The 23962-nt window shown below is 68.4% G+C and carries 20 protein-coding genes; 8 read left to right on the top strand and 12 right to left on the bottom strand.

Annotated features, from left to right (window positions below; translation table 11 throughout):
- Positions 1-34: 34 nt before the first annotated feature.
- Complete coding sequence (locus FPV16_RS22755) at positions 35-1138, bottom strand: replication protein RepA (protein WP_227440827.1); 1104 nt, start codon at positions 1136-1138, stop codon at positions 35-37.
- A 655-nt stretch (positions 1139-1793) separates the two neighbouring features.
- Here FPV16_RS22755 and mazG point away from each other — a divergent pair.
- Positions 1794-2624, top strand: a complete 831-nt coding sequence (gene mazG, locus FPV16_RS22750; RefSeq protein WP_227440815.1) for a nucleoside triphosphate pyrophosphohydrolase — start codon at positions 1794-1796, stop codon at positions 2622-2624.
- 37 nt (positions 2625-2661) lie between these two features.
- Here the strand turns inward: mazG and FPV16_RS22745 are convergent, their stop codons facing one another.
- From FPV16_RS22745 to pabB, 4 genes are read right to left on the bottom strand one after another with little or no spacing between them, the layout of a single operon-like run.
- Positions 2662-3096 carry a DoxX family protein gene (locus FPV16_RS22745; protein ID WP_264483987.1) on the bottom strand — a complete coding sequence of 145 codons (435 nt, stop codon included), beginning with the start codon at positions 3094-3096 and terminating at the stop codon, positions 2662-2664.
- Positions 3069-3914, bottom strand: a complete 846-nt coding sequence (locus FPV16_RS22740) for an aminotransferase class IV (RefSeq protein ID WP_227440812.1) — start codon at positions 3912-3914, stop codon at positions 3069-3071. The genes FPV16_RS22745 and FPV16_RS22740 overlap by 28 nt, the downstream gene beginning before the upstream one ends.
- Positions 3901-4503 carry an anthranilate synthase component II gene (locus FPV16_RS22735; RefSeq protein WP_227440810.1) on the bottom strand — a complete coding sequence of 201 codons (603 nt, stop codon included), beginning with the start codon at positions 4501-4503 and terminating at the stop codon, positions 3901-3903. The genes FPV16_RS22740 and FPV16_RS22735 overlap by 14 nt, the downstream gene beginning before the upstream one ends.
- Positions 4500-5900 (bottom strand): aminodeoxychorismate synthase component I, encoded by a 1401-nt coding sequence (gene pabB, locus FPV16_RS22730; protein WP_227440808.1) that lies wholly within the window; start codon positions 5898-5900, stop codon positions 4500-4502. The genes FPV16_RS22735 and pabB overlap by 4 nt, the downstream gene beginning before the upstream one ends.
- A 271-nt stretch (positions 5901-6171) precedes the next feature.
- On the opposite strand from pabB, the gene rimO reads away from it, so the two are divergent.
- Complete coding sequence (rimO, locus tag FPV16_RS22725; protein ID WP_227440799.1) at positions 6172-7515, top strand: 30S ribosomal protein S12 methylthiotransferase RimO; 1344 nt, start codon at positions 6172-6174, stop codon at positions 7513-7515.
- Positions 7516-7571: 56 nt separating this feature from the next.
- Here rimO and pncA read toward each other — a convergent pair whose 3' ends face one another.
- Positions 7572-8207 carry a bifunctional nicotinamidase/pyrazinamidase gene (gene pncA / locus FPV16_RS22720; RefSeq protein ID WP_227440797.1) on the bottom strand — a complete coding sequence of 212 codons (636 nt, stop codon included), beginning with the start codon at positions 8205-8207 and terminating at the stop codon, positions 7572-7574.
- Between the two features lie 80 nt (positions 8208-8287).
- Positions 8288-9262, bottom strand: coding sequence for a quinone oxidoreductase family protein (locus tag FPV16_RS22715; protein ID WP_227440796.1), 975 nt, complete (start codon positions 9260-9262; stop codon positions 8288-8290).
- A gap of 214 nt (positions 9263-9476) precedes the next feature.
- On the opposite strand from FPV16_RS22715, the gene FPV16_RS22710 reads away from it, so the two are divergent.
- Positions 9477-9680 carry a hypothetical protein gene (locus FPV16_RS22710; protein ID WP_227440794.1) on the top strand — a complete coding sequence of 68 codons (204 nt, stop codon included), beginning with the start codon at positions 9477-9479 and terminating at the stop codon, positions 9678-9680.
- Positions 9681-9913: 233 nt separating this feature from the next.
- Here FPV16_RS22710 and FPV16_RS22705 read toward each other — a convergent pair whose 3' ends face one another.
- Positions 9914-10720 (bottom strand): alpha/beta fold hydrolase, encoded by an 807-nt coding sequence (locus FPV16_RS22705; protein WP_227440793.1) that lies wholly within the window; start codon positions 10718-10720, stop codon positions 9914-9916.
- Positions 10721-10815: 95 nt separating this feature from the next.
- Entirely contained in the window at positions 10816-12207 is a 1392-nt protein-coding gene (locus FPV16_RS22700; protein ID WP_227440791.1) for a GntP family permease, read from the bottom strand.
- 194 nt (positions 12208-12401) lie between these two features.
- On the opposite strand from FPV16_RS22700, the gene FPV16_RS22695 reads away from it, so the two are divergent.
- Positions 12402-13604: an FAD-dependent monooxygenase gene (locus FPV16_RS22695; RefSeq protein WP_227440789.1), complete on the top strand. Its 1203-nt coding sequence runs from the start codon at positions 12402-12404 to the stop codon at positions 13602-13604.
- 3 nt (positions 13605-13607) lie between these two features.
- Here FPV16_RS22695 and FPV16_RS22690 read toward each other — a convergent pair whose 3' ends face one another.
- Positions 13608-14888 carry a patatin-like phospholipase family protein gene (locus FPV16_RS22690; RefSeq protein WP_227440788.1) on the bottom strand — a complete coding sequence of 427 codons (1281 nt, stop codon included), beginning with the start codon at positions 14886-14888 and terminating at the stop codon, positions 13608-13610.
- Between the two features lie 329 nt (positions 14889-15217).
- Between FPV16_RS22690 and FPV16_RS22685 the strand changes: the two genes are divergently transcribed.
- Positions 15218-16270: an HpcH/HpaI aldolase/citrate lyase family protein gene (locus FPV16_RS22685; protein WP_018043703.1), complete on the top strand. Its 1053-nt coding sequence runs from the start codon at positions 15218-15220 to the stop codon at positions 16268-16270.
- Between the two features lie 324 nt (positions 16271-16594).
- On the top strand, positions 16595-16948 hold the full coding sequence (gene hspQ, locus FPV16_RS22680) for a heat shock protein HspQ (protein WP_026175917.1): 354 nt from the start codon (positions 16595-16597) through the stop codon (positions 16946-16948).
- A gap of 110 nt (positions 16949-17058) precedes the next feature.
- Here the strand turns inward: hspQ and FPV16_RS22675 are convergent, their stop codons facing one another.
- Positions 17059-17832, bottom strand: a complete 774-nt coding sequence (locus FPV16_RS22675) for an invasion associated locus B family protein (RefSeq protein ID WP_227440787.1) — start codon at positions 17830-17832, stop codon at positions 17059-17061.
- A gap of 526 nt (positions 17833-18358) precedes the next feature.
- On the opposite strand from FPV16_RS22675, the gene FPV16_RS22670 reads away from it, so the two are divergent.
- Together FPV16_RS22670 and FPV16_RS22665 are read left to right on the top strand one after the other, a co-directional pair.
- Positions 18359-19645, top strand: a complete 1287-nt coding sequence (locus FPV16_RS22670; RefSeq protein WP_227440786.1) for an AMP-binding protein — start codon at positions 18359-18361, stop codon at positions 19643-19645.
- A 303-nt stretch (positions 19646-19948) separates the two neighbouring features.
- On the top strand, positions 19949-20293 hold the full coding sequence (locus FPV16_RS22665; protein ID WP_027173440.1) for a hypothetical protein: 345 nt from the start codon (positions 19949-19951) through the stop codon (positions 20291-20293).
- 105 nt (positions 20294-20398) lie between these two features.
- Here the strand turns inward: FPV16_RS22665 and mfd are convergent.
- A partial coding sequence (gene mfd / locus FPV16_RS22660) for a transcription-repair coupling factor (protein WP_227440781.1) occupies positions 20399-23962 on the bottom strand: 3564 nt, incomplete at its 5' end.

Below are 23962 nucleotides of genomic sequence, written 5' to 3'. Positions count from 1 at the left end.
ATGGAATATTCCCTATCACAATTTGGAAGATGCCTCAGCCCGCGAGAGCGCGCCTTGATGGGCCGGCTTTCGCCCCGCCGAGCCTGGGCGGCACCAGCAGAGCACTGGGATGGGCAGGCTGGAGCATCATGCCGGCCTCGTCGAGGGAGACGGGCAGTTTCGGGAACACCTCCTGCATATGGGCGAGATCGGCCTTGAAGGCCTGCCGGAAGCTGCGGATGCTGGCATTGTCGGCGCCGAACTGGCTGTGCAGATTGGCCCAGGTGAGCCGCAGCGGGCGCTGCAGCACCCGCAGGCGGTAGCCGAGCCAGAACAGGAGATCGAGCTTGCGGGCCGAGCCGGCAAAGGCGCGGGCCGCGCGGATATCCACCGGCAGGGCATGCTGGATCAGGTTGTCGTAGAAATCCTGGTGGAACTGGACAGTCTTCGACCAGACCTGCCCCTCCCCGGCTCCGTGCGAGAGCCAGAGGTCGAGCTGGCGGAAGGGCGGCACATTGAGGGTGCTGGCCTTGTCGCTGCCGTCCCACAGGCCGATCTGCAGGGTGCAGGCGGCGAGCCGGTTGAGCTGCTCCTTGAACTGGCGGATCGTGCCGCGTTCGCCGCCGGTCACGGCAAATCCCATCTCCTTCATGAAGCCGGACAGGCTGTCGGCCACGGTGATGGTGGGGCTGCGCTGGCGCACGGCCTCGGTGCAGAGATGCAGCAGGACGAGGCGGGCCTTGGGGCCATAGGGCAGACCCTGGAACTCCATCTCGCCATTGACCGGGTTCTTGAGTCGGCCGGCCAGCAGGCTGAGGGAATTCCGTCCGTATTCCCGGAAGAACTCGCGGTCGTCGCCGGGATCGCGATAGGGCAGGCCGCAGAGAGCCAGCACGCTGTGGATGTGCTGCAGGTTCTCCGGCAGGGTCGGCTCGTTCTCGATGACCTCGCGCACCGCATCGCGGCGGCGCTTGTCGCGGGGCATGGCGCCACGCTTGTCGGCGGCCTGACGCAGGGTCTCGGCCTCGGCATCGCGGGCGCGCTGCCGGTGGAGGATGTGCTCGACGATGCTTCCGAACAGGAAGCTGCCGCGACCGGCCGCGACCTCCTCGAGAAGGTCGGGATCACGGATCTGGCCGAGCTTCTCCTCGATCCCCATGACGCTCATCGATACCGGCAGTTCCCACCTCTGACTGTCCGCCATCGCATGATTCCGGCGTCAGGAGTCGATGGGCCCGGATCTTATCCCGACAATCCACGGCCTGCCCCGAGGATCTGGTGCCGCTGCCGCTTCGATCCCACCGCCCCGGACGCCGCGCTTTTCGGCGTCAACGCAGAGTTCGATACGGGCCTGCATTCCGGACTATCCCCACACTTCACCGATCAACACCGTTCTCCCCGCAGAATTCCATACGGATCGACGCAGAATCCCATACGGATCGGAGCCCGGCGAGCGCAGAATCGGGTACGGCCTCACGCAGACTTCCATACGGAGCCGCGCAGAGTTCGATACGCGAACAGGGCTCAACACGTTGTCAGGGAAGGGGAATTTGGCGTCCCATATAACTTGCTGAACTGACTCTCTAAAAAGATGTTACTGATATCTTTCCTATGGGTCCGGAGGTCGGTTCGCTTTACCGAACGTCGGGGTTTTTGATCGATCATTTGGAATTTTCAGAATTCCTCCCCTCCTCATCAACAGGATCGGCACAGAAACCTGTCCACCGAGAAAGCCCGAGGGCGGAGGCTTGAGACAAGTGTGACGCCTGGCCTAACCCTCGCTCGAGACCGTCCTTTCCGATCCAGGTGCGCCCGTGACCTTCCAACAGCCGATCGAGACCCTGCTGCGATTGATGGCGGCCCTGCGTGATCCCGAACGGGGTTGCGCCTGGGATCAGGCCCAGACCCTCGAAACCTTGGCGCCCTACACGCTGGAGGAAGCCTACGAGGTGGTGGACGCCATCGAGCGGGGCGATCTCGACGAGCTGAAGGGCGAGCTCGGCGATCTCCTGTTCCAGGTCGTGTTCCAGGCGCGGGTTGCCGAGGAGAGCGGAAATTTCGCCTTCGACGACGTGGTCCGGGCAATCTGCGACAAGATGATCCGGCGGCATCCGCATGTATTCCAGGCGGATGGGTCGCTGCTGCCCGACGGCGCCGACCGTCTGAGCCTGGCGCAGCTCGACGCCAACTGGACGGCGTCGAAAGCGGCCGAACGGTCGGAGACAACCGGGCGATCCCAACCAGCCGGGGGTGATCTCCTCGGCTCCGTCGCCAAGGCCCTGCCCGCCCTCACCCGGGCCGAGAAGATCAGCCGCAACGCGGCGCGGCATGGTTTCGACTGGCCGGACGCGGCATCAGTCATCGCCAAGATCCGCGAGGAGGTGGACGAGGTCGCCGACGCGCTTGGGCGGGACGACCCGGATCACCTCGCCGAAGAGATCGGCGACCTGCTCTTCGCGGTGGTGAATCTTGCCCGACATTCCGGAATAGACCCGGAATATTCCCTAAAAAAAGGGAATATCAAGTTCGAGCGGCGCTTCCACGCCATGGCGGCTTTGATCGGGGAGGATGGGGCAAGCCTGGAAGAGGCCAATCTTCCCGCCATGGAGGCGGCCTGGCAGCGGGTGAAGCGCTCGGAAGCTTGATCCCTGGTTCGCAGCGGGATTGTCGGCCGCCCTCCCCTTATCGCCGCCCGAGCGGCCAATCGACGATCCGCGTCGCATGAAGCGCCCACCAGACGAGAACAGGTTGGAGGGCGAGGCGCGGGCCGTGATACCACCAGCTGTCGGGCAGGCCGGGCACCGGGATGCCCTCGATGGCGTGCTTGATATTGGCCGGAAACACGCAGATCGCGTAGGCGGCCAGGGCATAGCCGGCAGCGCGGCGGGTGCGCGCGAAGACCAGGCCCGCCACGCAAGCGAGCTCGTAGAAGCCCGTCAGGATGACGACCTGCCTCGGCCAAGGTACCCAATCGGGCATGATCGGCAGGAACTTGTCGGCGGCGGCGAGATGGAGGAGGCCGATGCCACCATAGAGGGCGGCGAGGCCGAGCCGCGAGAACAGGCGGCTTCGTATGATGGTGCGCGGCCTCACGCCACCTCCGGCGGGACGCCGCATTCCTCGGCGATGAGGAGGCGGAGCGCCTGGCTCAACGCGGCGACGGTCCCGTGCGCGCCGGGAAACGCCGTCGTCCCGATCGCCGTGACGGTGGAGAGGCCGCGCAGGGAATTGGTCATGACCACCGCCTCGGCGGTCAGGACCTCGTCGAGGGCGAGGGAGCGTTCCGCGGTCCCGATGCCCAGCGATTCCGCCAAGCCGAGAACCTGCGCCCGGACGATGCCTGGCAGCACGCCGTCCGAAAGGGGCGGGGTGACGAGGCGCCCGTCCAGGACCGCGAACAAGTTGCCGGTCCCGGCGCAGGCGAGGTGGCCTCTGGTGTTGAGGAACAGGGCCTCGTCGAATCCCCGTGCCCTCGCCTCCCGGGCGGCGAGGATCGCGTCGAGATAGCCCAGCGTCTTGATCCTCGCGGCCGGCGAGGTCTCGTTGCGGCGCATTCCACTCGGATACAGCGAGACCGGCGCGAACCCCGATCCCGCCCGGCGCGGTGCGGCGGTGATCCACCAGACCGGCCGGGCCGGCTCCGGCGGGGCGAGGCCACGCGGGCCGGAACCGCGCGTCACCGTGGTGCGGAGCGCGCCGTCGCCGATGGCGGCAGCGACGAGGCGCATCGCCTCCCCCATGGCCTCCCGGTTGATGGAAAAGCCCAGATCCTCGGCCGAGGCGGCGAGCCGGGCGAGATGCGCCTCATGGAAAGCGATGCGGCCGCCGAGGCAGAGGGCCGTGTCGAAGATTCCGTCTCCAAGGGTCAGGCCCCGGTCGGAGAGGTCGAAACCGTGGCGGCTGCCCTCGTGGAGGGCGCCGTCAAACCACAGCATCGCGGGTCTCCCGCCACCGGCGCGCCAGATCGAGGAAGTTGCCGAACACCGCGTGGCCGTTCTCGGTCAGCACCGATTCCGGGTGGAACTGCACACCCATCGTCGGGTGGCGCCGGTGCGACAGGGCCATCACCTCGCCCTCCCCCGACACGGCGTCGATGACGAGGGATTCGTCCATGCCGGGCTGAGGCGTCACGATGAGGGAATGGTAGCGGCCCACCTGCATCGGGTCGGGCAGGCCCGCGAACAGGCGCGCGCCGTCATGGTGGATCGCGGTCGCCTGGCCATGGAGCGGCCGCGCCGCCCGCTCGACCCGTCCGCCAAACGCCGCGCCGATGGCCTGATGCCCGAGACAGACGCCGAGGATCGGGATCTCGCCGGACAGGGCCTCGATGGCGGGCAGGGTCACGCCGGCCTCGTTGGGGGTGCAGGGGCCCGGGGAGAGGATCAGCGCATCGGGGGCGAGCGCGCGGATGCCGGCGACGTCGACGGCGTCGTTGCGCAGCACCCGCACCTCCTGGCCGAGCTCCTCCACGTAGCGCACCACGTTGAAGACGAAGGAATCGTAATTGTCGACGACGAGGATCATGGAGCCCCGCCCTCGTTCCGGTCGGGCTCGAAGGCGGCGAAGACCCGCGCCGCCTTGGTCAGGGTCTCTTCGTATTCGGCGGCCGGGTCGGAGAGCAGCGTCACTCCTCCTCCCGCCTGGAGCACGGCGCGGGCTCCGTCCATGAACACGGTGCGGATGGCGATGGAGGTATCGAGCGACCCGTCGAATCCGAGGGCACCGATGGCCCCGCAATAGAGTTCGCGGGCGTCGCCCTCGATCTCGGTGATGATGTCCATGGCCCGCAGTTTCGGCGCCCCGGTGATCGAGCCGCCGGGGAAGGTGGCGGCGATCAGGTCGATGGCGTCGTGGTCCTCGCGCAGGGTTCCCGTCACCACCGAGACGAGATGGTGGACCGAGGCATAGGATTCGAGCCCGCACAGGACCGGCACCCTGACGCTGTGCGGCTCGCAGATGCGCGAGAGGTCGTTGCGCAGGAGATCGACGATCATGATGTTCTCGGCCCGCTCCTTGATGTTGGCCTGGAGCGCGTCGCCGAGAGCCCGGTCCTCGGCGGAATCTTCCACCCGGCGCACCGTGCCCTTGATCGGCCGGGTTTCCACCGCCCTGCCCTGCAGCTTCATGAAGCGCTCAGGGCTGCTCGAAGCGATGGTAAGAGCACCGAAGGACAGATAGGCGCCGAAGGTCGCCGGGTTAGTCTCGCGCAGGCGGTGATAGAGCGCGAAGGGATCGTATCCCGCCGGCAGCGCCGCCTCGAAGCGTTGGGCGATGTTGGCTTGGTAGATGTCCCCGGCCCGGATGTAGTCGCGCACCCTCTCCACCGCCGCCTCGTAGGAGGTCCTGGTGAAGTTGGAGCGCCAGGCCAGGGGCGCCGCCTCTGCCACCCTCCCGGTGCCGCCACCGCCGGCCGCGAGCAGCTCGGCGAAACGGTCGAGCCGCGCGCGCGCCCTCTCCGCCCTTGCGGAATCCGCCGCCTCCGGAAAGCCGGTGGCGACGAGCCGGCAGGTGCGGCTGTCATGGTCGATGGACAGGACCGTGTCGTAGAGGTTGAAGGCGATGTCGTCGGTGAGGCCGGCGCGGCGGGCCGGGGGCGTCACCCGCTCCAGGCAGGCGCCGAGATCGTAGGCGAAGTAGCCGATGGCCCCGCCGGGAAAGCCGATTCCCTCGTCCTCGGCCAGCCGGTAGGGCGCGAGGCAGGCGCGCAGGGCTTCCAGCCCGGACCCATCAAGGGGGCGTCCGTCCAGCGTCGCGCGGCCTTGCGCGTAGCGGAACCGCCCGAACGGATCGGCGGCGACGATCGAGACGCGCCCCAGGGTCTCGTGGCGCATGGCGCTGTCGAGGAAGGCCAGCCCCGGCAGGGACGAGAACGCCTCCGCCGCCGCGACGGGATCGATGAAGGGGATCTCGCGGGTCCACATGATGCTGTCGGACTTAAGAGCTTCGCGCGGGCTGGGACACGGGCCCCTCCTGCGGCATGGTTTCCTGATAACGCGCCACAGGTGACACGGGTCGCGGTTCGACGGAAGCCGTGCGGCTTGCATGGGCCGTGCAGGCTGGCGGCATGGTACCCGGAACCGCCGCCCTCGCAACCGCGCGAGGATGGGCGTATAGGGAGGCCGCAACCCGGCACCCTCCGCCCCGAGAATCACGGCCGGTCGAGTTTTCCTCGGCCGCGACCGACGAGCGACCATGACCGTACCCGTCACCGTTCCGACCCCGGCGAAAGCCGCGCCCAAGATCTCGTTCGTCTCCCTCGGCTGCCCCAAGGCCCTGGTGGATTCCGAGCGCATCCTCACGCATCTGCGGGCGGAAGGCTACGAACTCGCGCGCCGGCACGACGGCGCGGACGTGGTCATCGTCAATACCTGCGGCTTCCTCGATTCGGCCAAGGCCGAATCGCTCTCGGCCATCGGCGAGGCCATGGCCGAGAACGGCCGCGTCATCGTGACGGGCTGCATGGGCGCCCAGCCCGAGGAAATTCGCGAAAAGTATCCGAACCTGCTCGCGGTGACCGGGCCGCAGGCCTACGAATCGGTGGTCGCCGCCGTGCACGAGGCAGTGCCCCCGGCGCACGACCCGTTCCTCGATCTGGTGCCGCCGCAGGGGGTGAAGCTCACCCCGCGCCATTACGCCTATCTGAAGATTTCCGAGGGCTGCAACAACCGCTGCACCTTCTGCATCATCCCGTCCCTACGTGGCGATCTCGTCAGCCGGCCGGCGGGCGACGTGCTGCGCGAGGCCGAGAAGCTGGTCAAAGCCGGCGTGAAGGAATTGCTGGTGGTCTCGCAGGACACTAGCGCCTACGGCGTCGATATCCGCTACGCCGCGAGCCCCTGGCGTGACCGTGAGGTGCGGGCGAAGTTCTACGATCTCTCCGCCGAACTCGGCGAGCTCGGCGCCTGGGTGCGGATGCACTACGTCTACCCCTACCCGCACGTGGACGACGTCATCCCGCTGATGGCCGAGGGCAAGATCCTGCCCTATCTCGACATGCCGCTGCAGCATGCGTCGCCGTCCGTGCTCAAGCGCATGCGCCGGCCGGGCAATCAGGAGAAGCAGTTGGAGCGCATCCGGCGCTGGCGCGAGATCTGCCCGGATCTCGCCATCCGCTCGACTTTCATCGTGGGTTTCCCCGGCGAGACCGAGGCCGAGTTCGAAGAGCTGCTGACCTGGATCGGGCAAGCCAAGCTCGAGCGCGTCGGCTGTTTCGAATACGAGCCCGTGGGCGGTGCAGTGGCCAACGGGCTCGGCGATCTCGTCCCGCCCGAGGTCAAGGCCGAGCGCAAGCGCCGCTTCATGGAGGCGCAGCAGGGTGTCTCGATCCGCCTGCAGAAGGCGCGCGTGGGCAAGCGCCTGCCCGTCATCATCGATGAGGCCAATGGCGGCATCGCCAAGGGCCGCTCGAAATACGACGCGCCCGAGATCGACGGCAACGTCCACGTCACCTCGCGCCGGCCGCTCCGGGTCGGCGACATCGTCACCGTGAAGATCGAGCGGGCCGACGCCTACGACCTCTACGGCAGCGCGGTCTAGGACCGACTCGACCCGGGCGCGGCGAGGGGATGGAGCCGCATCGGCGTTTCCCGGCTCTACCCGCCCTCGATCGCTCCGCTCATCATCCGCCTGACACCCGCGTTCGCCATGTCGGCCCAGGCCCGCTCCACCGATCCGTCCATATCGATCCCCCGCACCGCATCCTCGATGACCGTGACGGCGAAACCCGCTCGGGCCGCGTCGAGGGCCGTCCAGAGGACGCAGTAATCGGTGGCGAGGCCGGTGAGGTAGAGATGCGAGAAGCGTCGCTCGCGCAGGTAGCCCGTGAGGCCCGTGCTGGTGCTCCGGTCGGCCTCGACGAAGGCCGAATAGCTGTCGGTATGGGCGTGATAGCCCTTGCGCATCACCAACTCGGCCCAATCGGCGTGAAGCTCGGCCGAGAAACGCGCGCCGGACGAGCCCTGGATGCAATGGTCCGGCCACAGGACCTGCGGCCCGTAAGGCAGGTCCACGCTCTCGAAAGCGCGTTTTCCGGCATGGCTGGAGGCGAAGGAGACGTGCCCGGCCGGGTGCCAGTCCTGGGTCAGGACCACGTGCGGAAACCGGGCGGCGAGGCGGTTGATCGGGTCGATCACCGCATGGCCGTCCGGCACCGCGAGGGCTCCTCCGGGCAGGAAGTCGTTCTGGACGTCGACCACGAGGAGAAGGTCGCGTTCGCCTGGGGCCTTCATCTACCTCGTCCTGTCGTCGGGGGATCCCGAGATCGCGGTATCCCTGGCTCACGGAATACTTGGATCAGGGGATGCTCGGATCACGGGGTCATGATCGTGGCGCCCGTGGTCTGGCGTCCGGCCAGATCCTTGTGCACCTGCACGGCGTCGGCGAGCTTCGCCCGCGCATGGACGGGGATCTTCACCGCGCCGCTCGCCACCACGCCGAACAGATTCTCGGCCATGGAATCGAGGGTGGTCCGCGTCCCGGCATGGGCGAACAAGGAGGGGCGTGTCGCGAAGAGCGAGCCCTTCTGGCCGAGCACCGCCAGGTTGAAATTCTCCACGGGGCCGGAGGCGGAACCGAAGCTCACGAACATTCCCAACGGGGCGATGCAGTCGAGGGAGGCCGGGAAGGTGTCCTTGCCGACGCCGTCATAGACGACGCGCACGCCCCTGCCTTCGGTGATCTCCTTCACCCGCGCGGCGAAATCCTCGTCGCGGTAGAGGATGACGTGGTCGCAGCCATTGGCCCGCGCCAGCTCGGCCTTCTCGGCCGAGCCTACCGTGCCGATAACGGTGGCGCCGATATGCTTGGCCCATTGGCAGGCGATGAGGCCGACGCCACCGGCAGCGGCGTGGAACAGAATCGTGTCGCCGGGCTTCACCGGGCAGGTGCGGTGCAGGAGATACTCGGCGGTGAGGCCCTTCAGCATCATCGCCGCGGCGGTGGCGTCGTCGACCCCGTCTGCGAGATGCACCGCCGCGCTGGCATTGATCACCACCTCCTCGGCATAGGTGCCCTCGGCCGAACCGTAGGCCACCCGCTCACCCACCCGGAAGCCGGTGACGCCATCGCCGATGGCGGTGACCACGCCCGCGCCCTCCTTGCCGGGGGTGAAGGGCAGCTGCGCCGCCTTGTAGGCGCCCGAGCGGAAGTAGATGTCGATGAAGTTGACGCCGATGGCCGTCTGGCGGACGCGAATCTGACCGGGGCCGGGCTCGCCCACCGCCACCTCCTCATAGCGCATCACCTCGGGCTCGCCGTATTCGTAGACCCGGATCGCCTTGGGCATCGTCGTCACTCCTCGTCTGTTCGATGGACGCGACATAAGCTGCCGGTCTTAAGGGGCAAGCCCGGCGCTGCCGATCCAAGCCCGGCGCTGCGGATTGAGGTGCCCGGCCGGAGGCGCGGGCGGCATGGCCATTGCGAAACATCGCCCGCCTCGCGTGAGATGATGCCGGGCGGCGGCGTTCCCCGGCAACCGCGACACAGGGTGGCAGCGTTCCATGGAAGAGATCGTCTGGATCAGGCCCGCCGATTACGACCCCGCCGTCATCGCGGGGCTCGTGTTCCAGCCGGAGCCGGGCCTTCCCGCCTTCGAGGTCATGAACCGCTGCCGGGTGGTGATGATGTTCAAGGCCGGGTCCGTCTGGGAGATCAGACCGTTCACGCAGCTCACCCTGAAGATCGTCGAGGATCCGGCAGGGTGAAGCGCTCTGACGCCTTTCACGGGAGGCGGGACAGTTCCCGGTCGCGGCGAATCGCCAGAAGATCCAGAACCGCGAGAACGAGCCAGGGTCCTGCGATCCCGATGAAGAATGCCATGGTGAGCTCTCCTCTCCCGGCGATCATGCCGCGTCGCCGGATCGGACGATAGGGCACGATCCGGCAGTCGGCAAACGGGGTTTCGGGCCTGTCGCATCGCCCCGCCCGCGGGCGGGGTTCAGGGCCGTCCGGCGGCGTCCAGGATCAGCTTGGCGATCGTGTCGGGCTGGGAGATCAGGGACAGGTGGCTCGCCTTCACCTCGATCGTGGTGGCGCCCATTCTCTTCGCCATGAAGCGTTCGAGATCGGGGTCGATCGTCCGATCCTCCGTGGAGACCGCGTAGAAGCTCGGCTTCGATCGCCAGGCCGCCTGGGTGGTCCTGCCCGCCAGTAGCGCCTTCGCGAACGGCTGCTGCACCGCGTAGAGCACCTTTGCCTTCGCCTCGGGAAGGTCGCCGGCGAAGTCGCGCAGGAACGCCGCCTCGCCGAGCCGCCCGTATTCTCCGTCGAAGACGATGCCGGCGCTGGCGGGCGGCGTCGGAAACGTCTTCGCCAGGGCCGCGTAATCTTCGCCGGCATCCGGCGCACGGGCCGCCACGTAGACGAGGGCCGATACGTTCGGATCGGTGCCGGCTTCGGAGACGATCATGCCAGCGAAGGAATGGCCGACGAGTACGGTGGGGCCATCCTGGCGCGCCAGCACCCGCTGCACCGAGGCCACCGCCTCGTCGAGGGTGGTCAGCGGGTTCTGCACGGAGGTGACGGTGAGGCCCGCCATCTGCAATCGCCCGATGACCTCGGACCAGCACGACCCGTCGGCGAAGAGGCCGTGGACGAGGACCACGTTCCGCGCCGGCGGTGGAGCCGCCTTCGCTGGGTCCGCCTTCGCCGGGTCCGCCTTAATCGTGTCAGCCTTGGCCGGGTCCCCGCCAAGCGGGAATACGGCACCGGCGGCCGCGAGTGTCAGGAAGGTTCGACGATCCATCGGAAGTCTCCCGTTGTATCGGATGTCGCGGCATTGGCCGCCCGCACCTTGAGAAAGTCCAGACCCCCGGTGACCGCGATGCCGCTGGCCGAGCCTTAGACCAGCCCGGTTAGGTAGTAGATTCCGATGACGAGGAAGACCGCGCTGGTCTTGAGCACGGTGATCGCGAAGATGTCGGCATAGGCCTGCCGGTGGGTGAGGCCGGTGACCGAGAGCAGGGTGATGACGGCACCGTTATGGGGCAGCGTGTCCATGCCGCCACTCGCCATGGCGGCCACCCGGTGCAGCACCTCCATGGGGATATGGGCCGCCTGCGCCGCCGCGATGAAGGTGGAGGACATGGCGGCGAGCGCGATGCTCAGCCCCCCGGAGGCCGAGCCAGTGATGCCGGCCAGCGCCGTCACCGTCACCGCCTCGTTCACCAGCGGGTCGGGGATCGCGGATAGGGCCTCGCGGATGACGATGAATCCCGGCAGGGCCGCGATGACGGCGCCGAACCCGTATTCGGAGGCGGTATTCATGGCCGCCAGTAGGGAGCCCGCCACCGCCGCGCGGCTGCCCTCGGCGAAACTCTTCGAGACCGGCTTCCAGGCGAAGACGAAGACCGTGAGGATGCCGGCCAGCAGCGCCAGCTCCACCGCCCAGATCGCGGTGACCGACGAGACCGTGGTGACGATGGGCTTGTCGAGCCCCGCCAGCAGGGTCTCGGTCTTCGCCCCATAGAGGCGCGGGATGAGCGCGGTGAAGGCGAGGTTCGAGAGGCCGACCACCACGAGCGGCAGCAGCGCCACCAGGGGATGCGCCAGGGCTTCGTCGGAGACGGGCGTCGGCTCGTTGGTGTGGCCGCTGCCGTAGCCCTCTCCCCTGGCCTTGGCCGAGGCGATGCGCCGGTCGAGATAGGCGACGCCGGCCACAAGGATGAAGGCGGCGCCGATCAGTCCGAGCCAGGGGGCGGCCCAGGTGTTGGTGCCGAAGAAGGTGGTGGGGATGATGTTCTGGATCTGCGGCGTGCCGGGCAGCGCGTCCATCGTGTAGGAGAAGGCGCCGAGCGCGATGGTGCCGGGGATGAGGCGCTTAGGGATCTCGCTCAACCGGAAGGCTTCCGCCGCGAACGGATAGACCGCGAACACGACGACGAAGAGCGAGACGCCGCCATAGGTGAGCAGGTTGCACACCAGCACGATGGAGAGCACCGCCCGGCGCGCGCCCACGAGATCGATCACCGCCGTGACGATCGACCGGGAAAATCCCGACAGCTCGATGACCTTGCCGAACACCGCCCCGAGGAGGAAGACCGGCAGGTACAGCTTCACGAAGCCGACCATCTTCTCCATGAACAGGCCGGAGAAGACCGGCAGCACGGCGGACGGGTCGGTGAGGAGCACGGCAAGGAGCGCCGCCACCGGGGCGAACAGGATGACGCTGAAGCCGCGATAGGCGACGAGCATCAGGAATCCGAGCGCCAGCAGCGCGATGGCGAGGCTCATGACGACGCTCTCATGATGGGGCAACCTCCGGCACTCAGCCCCTGTCGGGGCGCGCAGCTGATGCTAGAAGCCGCAGCGTGGCAATGCCACAGCGAGGTGACCCGAGACGGACGGCACCTATTTGAAACGGCAGCGGTCCGGTCGGTGCCGCTTCGACTGGTCTGGTGAGGGCGCCCCTCGCCGAGGAGCGATGCATGGATTCGTCCCCTCCCCGTTTCGACGTGGCCGTCGTCGGCGCAGGTGCCGCCGGGCTCGGCCTCGCCCTGGCCCTGGCCCGCGAGGGCATCGCCACGGCCCTCGTCGGCCGCCACGCCCCCGTCGCCGATGGACGCACGGTCGCCCTCCTCGACGGATCGGTGCGCTTCCTCGACGCGCTGGGGGCCTGGGCGGAGGTGGCGCCCCATGCCGCGCCGCTCGCCGAACTCCATATCGTCGATGACACGGGCAGCCTGTTCCGCCCGCCGCCGGCCCGGTTCGTCTCCACCGAGATCGGTCTTCCCGCCTTCGGCTGGAACGTGGAGAGCGCCCGCCTCGTGGAATCCCTCCGGGCGCGGGCGCGCTCGACCCGCGGCCTGACCCTGTTCGAGAGCGACGCGGTGGGGCTGGAACGGGATGCCAACGAGGCCCGGATCATCCTGGGAGAGGGCGCGTCCGTCGCCGCCCGCCTCGTCGTCGGCGCCGACGGCGCCCGCTCGCGCATGCGGGAGCAGGCCGGCATCGCCACCAGGGACTGGTCCTACCCGCAGGCCGCCATCACCACGCTGCTGGCCCATGAGCGCCCGCACCGGGACGTCTCCACCGAGTTCCATACCCGGCAGGGGCCGTTCACCCTGGTCCCCCTCCCCGGCGGACACCGCTCCAGCCTCGTCTGGGTCGCTGGCGCGGGACCGGCGCGGCGCCTCTCCGAACTGGAGGATGCCGACCTCTCGCGCGCCATCGAGGACCAGGCCCAGGCCATGCTCGGGGCCATGCGCATCGACGGGCCGCGCGGCCTCGTGCCCATGCGCGGCCTCTCCGTCGCCTCTCCGGTCGGGCCTCGCATCGCGCTCATCGGCGAGGCGGCGCACGCCTTCCCGCCCATCGGCGCACAGGGGCTCAATCTCGGCCTGCGCGATGCGGCGGCGTTGCGCGACAGCGTCCTGGCCGCGATCTCGGACGGGCGCGATCCGGGCTCGCGCCATGCGCTCTCAAGCTTCGCCCGCTCCCGGTCGCTGGATGCCCGCCTGCGCACGGCGGCGGTGGACACCCTCAACCGCAGCCTGCTCACGACCCTCGTCCCCGTCGACGCCCTGCGCGGCCTCGGCCTCCTGGCCATGACCACGATCGGACCCTTGCGCCGCATCGTCATGCGCGAGGGGGTGCTGCCGCGCCTCGGCGCACCTTCGCTGATGCGGTGACGATCAGCGCCGGGCGAGGCTCGTCGGCGTCTCCGCCGACCCGAGGCGGTCTCCCGTCGATCCGGTGGGGATCGAGGCGGCGGGTGTTCCGCGGCTGAAGGCGGTGCCGTCGCGCCCGAGGCTCTCGCCATGGGCGAACAGGGCCTTCATGTAATCCTGGTCGAAGGGCGCGGACGTGGTGCGCGTGAACCGGTTGTCGATCTCGGCCACCTCGAGATCGAGGCCGTTGCGTTCGGCGAAACGCTCCGTCAGGGCCAGCGCCGCGCGGGTCTGCGCCTTGATCGCGGCCGACATCGACCGCCCGAGCACGCTCAGGGTCGTGCGGGTGGCCATCTGGAAGTCCGGCGTCACCGTGTTGTTGACGACGAGGTAGACCGTGCTCGTGGGAAGCCTCACCCTGGCCTTGCCGAGGATCGCGGCTTCCGGTGCCAGGTAGAACGGCGCCGTGGTGCCGCCATCGACATGCATCTCCTGGAAGCGCTTCCCGTCCGTACCGACCGCGTCGATCATCACCGGGGGGAACACGCCCGGCACCGCCGAGGAGGCCAGGATGATGGAGCGGAACAGGTCGAGCGCCTTGGGGCTGCCCTCCGCGGCGATGGCACCCATGTCCCACAGGACCGGGCGCTCGCTGTCCACCGCCGTGGTCGCCACCAGCAGGCGGCGCCCCTTGGCGTGCTCGGCGGCGATGTCGGCGAGAAGCTTGCCCGTCACCATCCGGTCGATCCGGCGCTTGAGCGGCCAGGTATCGGTGAGGGCCTCATTGGTGCCGCCGAACTCGAACACGTCGGCGGCGGAGATCTCGGTATAGGCCCGCGCCAGCGTCGCATCGGCGCTGGAGCCGAGGAAGGCGAAGGGCGCGATCATCGCCCCCGTGCTGACCCCGGTGATGATGCCGAAATCGGGCCGGTTGCCGGCCTTCGACCAGCCGTTGAGGAGGCCGGCGGCGAAGGCCCCGTTCTCGCCGCCGCCCGACAGGACCAGCCATGGATCGGCCGCCGCGCTCGCCCCGTCGATGAGGCCCTGGAACGCCTTGGTGTCGTCGGCCGCGATCCGTAGCTGGCCCTTCAGGCCCTCGGGCCGGGCCTCGGCGGCGTCGCCGGCCGTGAACGGTACGCGCTCGGATGCTCTGGCAGGCGATGCCTTGGAGGAATCCTTGGGGGAAGCGGATCTCGCCGGGGTGCCCGCATGGGCCGGAGCGGCGTCGCCTGGCGCGGCGACGCTCAGCATCGCGACGAGGCTGGCTGCGTAGAGGAGACCGTGTCGGTTCGATGATCCGGACATGAGAGAGTGTCCTTGGTTCGTCTCGAAGCGCCCGCCTCTGCTGCGAGAACCCGGCGTGTACTGGCCGGTTCCGACCCACTGCACGAGCCCCTGCGTCGAACATGCGCCAGCGCACGTCGTTGGGAAAGCGGTCTTCTTCTCAAACCCGCCTTTACGTGGGTGGTAACCTTGACTAACCGCTTCGAGGCTAGAGCCTCATCCCGAAAAGTCCGACCCGAGTTTTCGGCAAAGATGATGCGCCTCCAACACCCTGAGGCATCGTCCTGAATACGATATTCAGAGCGATGACCCAGTCCGACGATTGATCGACACACGGAGCCCGAGACCCCATGAAATTGCCGCGCCGCTTCTTCCAGCCCCTCGCCACTGGCGCCCCGGCCCCGTTCCGTGACCTGCCGGTGAAGCTCGAGCGGATGATCCACTTCGTGCCGCCCCACAACGACAAGGTCCGCGCCCGCGTGCCGGACCTCGCCGCCACCGTGGACGTGGTGCTCGGCAACCTCGAGGATGCCGTGCCGGTCGACCAGAAGGAGGCGGCGCGCAAAGGCTTCGTCGCCATGGCGCAGGCGACCGATTTCGCCGCGTCCGGCACCGGCCTGTGGACCCGCATCAACGCCCTCAACAGCCCCTGGATTCTCGACGACCTGTTCGAGATCGTGTCCCAGGTCGGGGACAAGCTCGACGTGGTGATGGTGCCCAAGGTCGAGGGTCCGTGGGACATCCACTACATTGATCAGCTGCTGGCCCAGCTGGAAGCGAAGCACGGCGTCGGCAAGCCGATCCTCGTCCATGCCATCCTGGAGACCGCCGAGGGCGTCGCCAACGTGGACGCCATCGCCTCCGCCTCCCCGCGCATGCACGGCATGAGCCTCGGCCCCGCCGATCTCGCCGCCTCGCGCGGCATGAAGACCACCCGCGTCGGCGGCGGTCACCCGGATTACCGCGTCATCGCCGATCCGACGAGCGATGGCGCCGCCCGCGCCTCGGCCCAGCAGGACCTCTGGCACTACACCATCGCGAAAATGGTCGATGCCTGCATGGCCAACGGCCTCAAGGCTTTCTACGGCCCGTTCGGCGACTTCTCCGACGGGGATGCTTGTGAGGCTCAGTTCCGCAATGCCTTCCTCATGGGCTGCGCCGGCGCCTGGACCCTGCATCCGAACCAGGTCGCCATCGCCAAGCGCGTCTTCGCACCCGATCCGGCGGAGGTCGCCTTCGCGGTGCGGATCGTCGAGGCGATGCCGGACGGCACCGGCGCGGTGATGCTCGACGGCAAGATGCAGGACGACGCCACTTGGAAACAGGCCAAGGTCATCGTCGACCTCGCCAGGCTGGTGGCCGAGAAGGATCCGGAGTTGGCCAAGACCTACGGCCTGAAGTGACCTCTGGTATGAAGTCATCTGCGGCCTGAACTGAGACGGTCTCCGCTGGCTCCCCCCTCCCCGCATGCGGGGAGGGGGCTTCATGCCCCCTCGTCGGGGCATGAAGCGAGGCGGCAGCCCAAGGTAAGGGGGTGGCTCAGGCACAGCCTCGTTCGTTCGAACCCCCTCACCGTCGCTCCGGGCTTCGCCACCGCTTCCCGCAGCCACACTCTCGAAGCGATCGGCCGGATGCCGTCCGAGACCTGCGGCCTGAGACGGCTCCCTGCGATGCGGCGTGGCAACGCCGCCGATGACAACCAGTCCGACGCGTCCTATTTTGGCGCCATGACCGATCTCTCTCCCACCGGAACCCAGACACGCACCGCCAAGTTCGGCCTCGGCGCCGTGGTGCGCCACCGGATCTACCCGTTCCGCGGCGTCGTCTTCGACGTGGACCCGATCTTCGACAACACCGAGGAATGGTGGCTGGCAATCCCCGAGGAGGTCCGGCCGCGCAAGGACCAGCCGTTCTACCATCTCCTCGCCGAGAACGCGGAGAGCGAGTACGTGGCCTACGTCTCCGAACAGAACCTCGTTCCCGACACGTCCGGTGAGGCCCTGCGCCATGCCGGCATTCCGGAGGTGTTCGAGCGGGATTCGGACGGCGCCTACCGCCTCCGGAGCGCGCACGCGAACTGAGTGCCGGACGGCCCCCCACGGCGTGGGGCGCCATCGTCGAAGGTGCGCATGAAAAAGGCCGGGCTCGCCGCCCGGCCTTTTTCATGCGTGAACGGGTTTGGGGCCCGGTCTCAGGGCTTCGGAGCGGCATTTCCGGCAGCGGCGCCGGCGGCGTTCTGCTTCTCGAGGTTCTTGCGCATGTCTTCGCTGCGCTTCTCGAGTTCGGCCTGGAGCTTCTTCTGCTGCTCTTCCAGCACCTTCGGGTCCACGGCCGGGCCGTCGAAGGCCTTGCCGAAGCCGGCCAGCGGCACGGCGAAGGTCACCTCGCGTTGGGCCTGGTTCTGGACGCTGATGTTGAGGGTGGTGCCCTTCTTGAGCGCATTCACCAGATCGGCGCCGACATTGCCGGCCTCGGCGAAGCAGCCGTTGGGGAAGCACACGGCGAACTTGCCCGGGGTCGCCTGCTGGCCGTCGACGGTGAAGCGGATGCCGGGGCTGAGGAGCAGGCCGAGCGGCAGCAGGTAGCGCACCACGCGCACGCTCTGCTGGGCGTTCTTCATGTCGTAGACCGCCACGGCGAGGACCGGCTGGCCCTGGTCGGAGACGAAGTCGCGCGTGGTGTAGCAGACGTCGGTGCTGGTGTTCTGATCCTTGCCGCAAACCTTGGTCCAGTCGGCCTGGGACGGCTCGGACTTCACGGCGACGATCTGCGGGCCGGCCGGCTGCTGAGCGGCCGGGGTCTGGGTGGCCGGAGCCGCCGGAGCCGGGGCGGTCGGAGCGGGGGCCTTGCCCTTCGGAGCCTGGGCGAAGGCCGGTGCCGCCAGGCCCGCATTGCCCATCATGCCGGCCAGGGCGAGAATCGCGGCGGCGCGCATCGGGCGCGCGGGACGGTTGGCAAAGAACATCAGCTCTGACCCCTTGGATATCGCGAATGACGAAGGAATGCTGCGGCTCTGGAGCCCAGCAAGGCGTTTCCTGAACTCGATGGTGCGGATCGAAATCCGCGGACGGTGTTCGGTCGAGCCCTCGCCGCCCTGGTCCGTGCGGTCAAGCCCTCGGCGCGCGCAAATTGCCCGTTCCCGGAGCTTGGATGGCCAACCTGGCCCACCAAGGCACTGGACGGGGCGCTCAACGCCTCGAACCCGCTCGAACGACCGGGCGGCCTGCTTCCCTGCGGAATGCGGCGAAGACATGACACCTGCCTCGTCCGGAGGAGCGCGATCGTCCCCGTTCGGCCTCCCTGATACGGGTTGCGTGCCCACGCGACCGCGCGGCGGCGAGCGTCCGCCGAACGCGCTGGTTCCAGCCGCCGGCCGGGATCAGTGCCGCTGGGTCTTAAACAAGGTTTAACCCTAATCGTTCATGACCGAAGGGCACGAGGAGTCGATGCGCGCGGGGAGTTGAGCGGAGGTGTCGGCGCAGCCAGCGATCATGTCCTTTCGTGACGCCCTCCCCGTCGCCATACCGGCGGACAGGCCCGCCGCGCCGAGCCAGCGGGCGGAGACCCTCAGGCCCGGCCTGTGCACCTTGCTGGCGGCGACCGCCCATGCGGATCCCACCCGTGTCGCCTTCGTCGATCCGAAGGACAAGGCCGAGTGGTCCGGGCGCGGTCCCATCACCTGGACCTATGGGGCCGCCGCCGAGATCGTCGCGCGCCTCGCCAACGGAATGCGGCAATGGCGTCTGGCTCCGGCGAGCCGGGTCGGCCTCCTCGCCGCTCCCGGATCCGAGACCCTGCTGTCCTACCTCGCCATCGAAGCCGCGGGCCACATTCCCTGCCTCCTGCCCCTGGCATGGGACGAGGATGCCCTGGTCTCCGGCATCCAGGCCGCGGGCATCCAGGCCGTGCTTACCCAGTCCCATGTCGCGGGCAAGCTGCCGGCCGAGTGCCTGCGCCAGGCGGCGGTGCGCTATTTCGGCCTGCGCTACCTCGCCGCCTTCGGGCCGGACGTGCCAGACGGCGTCATCAGCCTCGACGGCATGGTCCTCGACGGACGCGGCGGCCCGTTCGCACCGGAGAGCGCCGGTCTCGTCACCTTCGCCGCCGCCGATCCCGCGCAGCCGGTCTATCGTCCCGCAGACGCGCTGATCGCCACCATCGCCGTCCATCTCGCCACGGCCCGGATCGCCCCGCGCGAGCGCATCCTGACCCTCCTTTCCCCCGTCGACCTGAGGGGCCTCGTCACCGGTCTCGGTGCCGCCCTCGTGGCGGGGGCCGACCTGGAGATGGTCGTGCCGTTCGATGCCGGCCGCTTCGCCGAAGCGCTGGCCCGGCCGGGGCCGACCCATCTCGTCGCGCCGGCCGCCCTCGAACGCAATCTGGCCGCGAGCCGCAGCCCGGACGGGCTCGACTCCATCGTCCTGACCCATCGCTTGCCGACCCGCCTTCAGGCCCGGCTGCTGGCGCCGGCCTCCGGTCATGGTCCACGACGGGTGGTGGATGTCCTCGCCTTCGACGAGTCGGCCCTCCTCACCGCCTCGCGGGCCGACGGGGATCTCGCTCATTTCCTCGCGGACGCTCACCCGCTGGCACCGTTTCCGGCCCTGCTCGATATCGCTCGGGACGAGGACGGGCGATTCGCTTTCCGGGGTCGCGCCTCCAAGGCCAGCCCCTTGCAGCGCGGGATTCCACCGGACAAAGCCGCCGATCTCTGGAATACCGTACCCTTCGCGGCGAAAATATTTGCCGGCCGAGCAACCGAGATCGTGCGCTGCTGACCGTCTCGGCATCGAGTCGTGCCCGAAATCCACCGCTTTCGCAGAATGGTGAACGGCCAGCGCGAACGGCCATGGTACAGGCTGTTTGGTCAATGGAATTCGTCTTCCAGTACAGTATCTTGCAGCGCTCTGCTGACGTGCGATGCGAAGGATGGCGAGGGCGTGACGTGGCCGTCCAACCTCGGACCGTCGGCCGGGTGGCAGGAGTGTTTTCGCCCCACAGCCGGCGAACCATCCGGGTTGACGTGTGTTATCGCACAGGTCCCTTCCCAAGGGGCGATTGATGGGCTAACCCTGACAGTCATGAGTGCGCTGCAACAAGTGTTGGTCGTCGATGATGGTCACCGCGCCATCGATCACTCCCTCGCCGCCGAGCTTGCCGAGCTGGGTTATGCGAGCGTTACCGCATCCCTCGAGGCCGCCGACGACGTTCTCGCCGTCATCGCCCGCCCCGCGGCCATCCTCCTTCAGACCTCGTCCCGCCTCGACCCGGCCTATGCCATGCTGTCGGAGCGCCTGCGCGAGCAGATGCAGCAGGCGGGCATCCCCGTCATCGTCATCGATGGTGTGACGGGGCGTGGCGGCGGTTCCGCGATCGACCTGCAGAGCCGCATCGGGCCCTATGTCCTGAACGAGCCGGATCTCTGACACCGACGATGAACGGGTCGTCGTAAGCGGCTGATCGAGAACAAGAGTTTATTCACGAGGCGGGCCGTTGGGCCCGCCTTTTTTCGTGGTCCGGCGTGATGCCGCTCAGGCCGCCTTCTTCTTCGTGGCACGGGCGATCTTGGACAATTCGCGCAGGATCGAGGTCGTGATCTTCAGGCGCTCGGGGATGGAATCGAGCTCGCGGATGAACACGATGCTCATGTCCGGGCGCACCTTGGCGAAGGAGGCCTGACCGCCGACGAAGGCGACCAGTCCCTGCGGATTGGCGAAGGACTTGTCGCGGAAATGGACCACGACCCCCTTCGGCCCGGCCTCGACCTTTTCCACATTGGTGTCGCGGCACAGGATCTTGATCGTGACGATCTTGAGGAGCTGCTCCACCTCCGGCGGCAGCGGCCCGAACCGGTCGATGAGCTCGGCGCCGAAGCTCTCCATCTCGGCGTCGTTCTCCAGGGTCGAGAGCCGGCGATAGAGGCCGAGGCGGACGGTGAGATCCTCCACGTAATCCTCCGGGATCGTGACCGGGGCGCCGAGCGCGATGGTGGGCGACCACGCCTCCTCCACCGGCTCGTCGATGCCGGCCTTGAGGGCGGTGACGGCATCCTCCAGCATCTGTTGGTAGAGCTCGTAGCCGACCTCCTTGATATGGCCGGATTGTGCGTCGCCGAGGAGGTTGCCGGCGCCGCGGATGTCGAGATCGTGGGACGCGAGCTGGAAGCCCGCGCCCAGGGTGTCGAGGGTCTGGAGCACCTGCAGGCGCTTTTCCGCCTGCACGGTGAGCTGCTTGTTGGCCGGCGTCGTGAACAGGGCGTAGGCGCGGGCCTTGGCGCGCCCGACGCGGCCCCGCAGCTGGTAGAGCTGGGCGAGGCCGAACATGTCGGCCCGGTGCACGATGAGCGTGTTGGCCGTGGGGATGTCGAGGCCGGATTCGACGATGGTGGTGGAGAGCAGCACGTCGAACTTGCCTTCGTAGAACGCGGTCATCACGTCCTCGAGCTGGCCCGCCGCCATCTGGCCATGGGCCACCGCCACCTTGGTCTCGGGCATCTCCTGGTCGAGGAAGCGCTTCACCTCCGCCAGGTCCTCGATCCGCGGCACCACGTAGAACGACTGGCCGCCGCGATAGCGCTCGCGCAGCAGGGCCTCGCGGATCATCAGCGCATCGAACGGGATCACGAAGGTGCGCACGGCGAGGCGGTCCACCGGCGGCGTCGCGATGATCGAGAGCTCGCGCACTCCGGTCATGGCGAGCTGGAGCGTGCGGGGGATCGGGGTCGCCGAGAGGGTGAGCACGTGGACATCGGCCTGGAGCGCCTTGAGGCGCTCCTTGTGGGCCACGCCGAAATGCTGCTCCTCGTCGACGATGATGAGGCCGAGATCCTTGAACGCCACGTTCTTGGCGAGCAGGGCATGGGTACCAACCACGATATCGACGGTGCCGGCGGCGAGCCCCGCGCGGTTCTGCTTCATGTCGGCGGCGGAAACGAAGCGCGAGAGCTGCGCGACGTTGACCGGCAAGCCCTTGAAGCGCTCCGCGAACGTACGAAAATGCTGGCGCGCGAGCAGGGTGGTGGGCACCACCACCGCCACCTGCTTGCCGCCCATGGCGCCGGCGAAGGCAGCGCGCAAAGCCACCTCGGTCTTGCCGAAGCCGACATCACCGCAGACGAGGCGGTCCATGGGACGGCCGGCATTGAGATCGGAGAGGACGGCGTCGATGGCGGTGGCCTGATCCTCGGTCTCCTCGAACACGAAACGGGCGGCGAATTCGCCGTAGAGCCCGTCCGGCGCCTGCAGGCGGGGGGCCTGGCGCACGAAGCGCTCGGCCGCGATCTTGATGAGCTGGCCGGCCATCTCGAGGATGCGCTTCTTCATCTTGGCCTTGCGGGCCTGCCAGGCACCGCCGCCGAGGCGATCGAGGGCGACCTCGGCATCCTCCGAGCCGTAGCGCGTCAGAAGCTCGATATTCTCCACCGGCAGCAGCAGCAGGCCGCCGGCATACTGGATCTCCAGGCAATCGTGGGGCGCGCCCGCCGCCGTCACCGTCTTCAGGCCGACGAAGCGGCCGATGCCGTGATCGGCATGGACCACGAGGTCGCCCGCCTGGAGCGCCTGCACCTCGAGGATGATGTCCTGCGGCCGCTTCGACTTGCGCTTCTGGCGCACCAGCCGGTCGCCGAGGATGTCGCCCTCGGAGATCACCGCGAGCTTGTCGACGGTGAAGCCGGATTCCAGGCCCCAGACCGCCACGGCGACGTCGGTGCCGCGCTTCAGGGCGTTCACCGCCGTGAGCGTGTTGATGGCGACCGGCTTCTTCAGGCCGTGATCGGCGAGCACGCCGCAGAGGCGGTCGCGCGAGCCGTCGGACCAGGATCCCAGGATCACGTGATGACCGGACCCCTGGAGCTCCTTCACATGGGCGACGGCGGCGTCGAAGACGCTGGCGGTCTCGTCCGCCCGCTCGGCGGCGAAGCTGCGGCCCGCCTTGCCGTCGCAATCGATGGTCAGGCGGTCCGGGCTTTCGGGCACCGCGAAGGGCGAGAGCCGCGCGACGGAGGAGGCGGCCACCCGCTCCTTCCAGTCGTTCTGCGTCAGGTAGAGCGCCGAGGGCCTGAGCGGCTTGTAGGGCGCGACGCCGGTGGACGGCGTCTTCATCGCCTCGGCGCGGGCGTCGTAATAATCGCGGATCAGGGTGAGGCGCTCGGCCACCGCCTCCTCGGCCTGTGCGTCGAAGACAAGCGGTACGCCGGGCACGTAGTCGAACAGGGTGTCGAGATGGTCGTGGAACAGCGGCATCCAGTGCTCGACGCCGGCATAGCGCCGTCCCTCGCTGATCGTCTCGTAGAGCCGGTCGTCCCGCGTCGCCGCGCCGAAGGTGGAGATGTAGCCCTGGCGGAAACGGCGGATCGTCTCCGTGGTCAATTGCACCTCGCTCATGGGAACGAGGTCGAGGGAGCGGAGAGACCCGACGGTGCGCTGGGTCTCGGGATCGAAGGCGCGGATCGATTCGAGGGTATCGCCGAAGAAGTCGAGGCGGATCGGGTTCGGCAGGCCCGGCGGCGACAGGTCGAGGATGCCGCCGCGCACGGCATATTCGCCCGTGTCCCGCACCGTCCCCGTGCGCAAGAACCCGTTGGCCTCGACCCAGGCGGTGACGGTGTCCATCGGCACCACGTTGCCGATCGCCGCCGAGAACGTTTCCACCGCGATCTTCTCTCGGGGGGGCACCCTCTGAATCAAAGCGTTGACGGTGGTGCAGAGAATGCGCGGCTGCTCTTCGGACGAGCGCGAGCGCGAGAGCCGCGACAGGGCGGTCATCCGCTGGGCGGCGATGGCGGAATTCGGCGAGACCCGGTCGTAGGGCTGGCAATCCCAGGCCGGGATGCTCATCACCTCGATCTCGGGGGCGACGAATTTCAGCCCGGTCTGGAACGCGTTCGAACGCCCGGAATCGCGGGCCACATGCACCAGAACGGCCGGCCCCTCGAAGCTCCGGGACAGGGCGCGGGCGAGATCGGCCACCACCACCGCGTCGAACCCTTCGGGCACGTTGGCGAGCGTCGGGCTGTCGCCGCACTTCAGCGCCTCCAACGCCCGGGCAAGCGCACCGGATTTCGGCAGGGCGAACCGCGCCGTCTGGGGCTTCGG

Origin of the sequence: Methylobacterium sp. W2, from assembly GCF_020662345.1 — a bacterium.
Taxonomy (GTDB): Bacteria; Pseudomonadota; Alphaproteobacteria; order Rhizobiales; family Beijerinckiaceae; genus Methylobacterium.
This window is presented reverse-complemented; position numbering and strand designations above follow the sequence as displayed.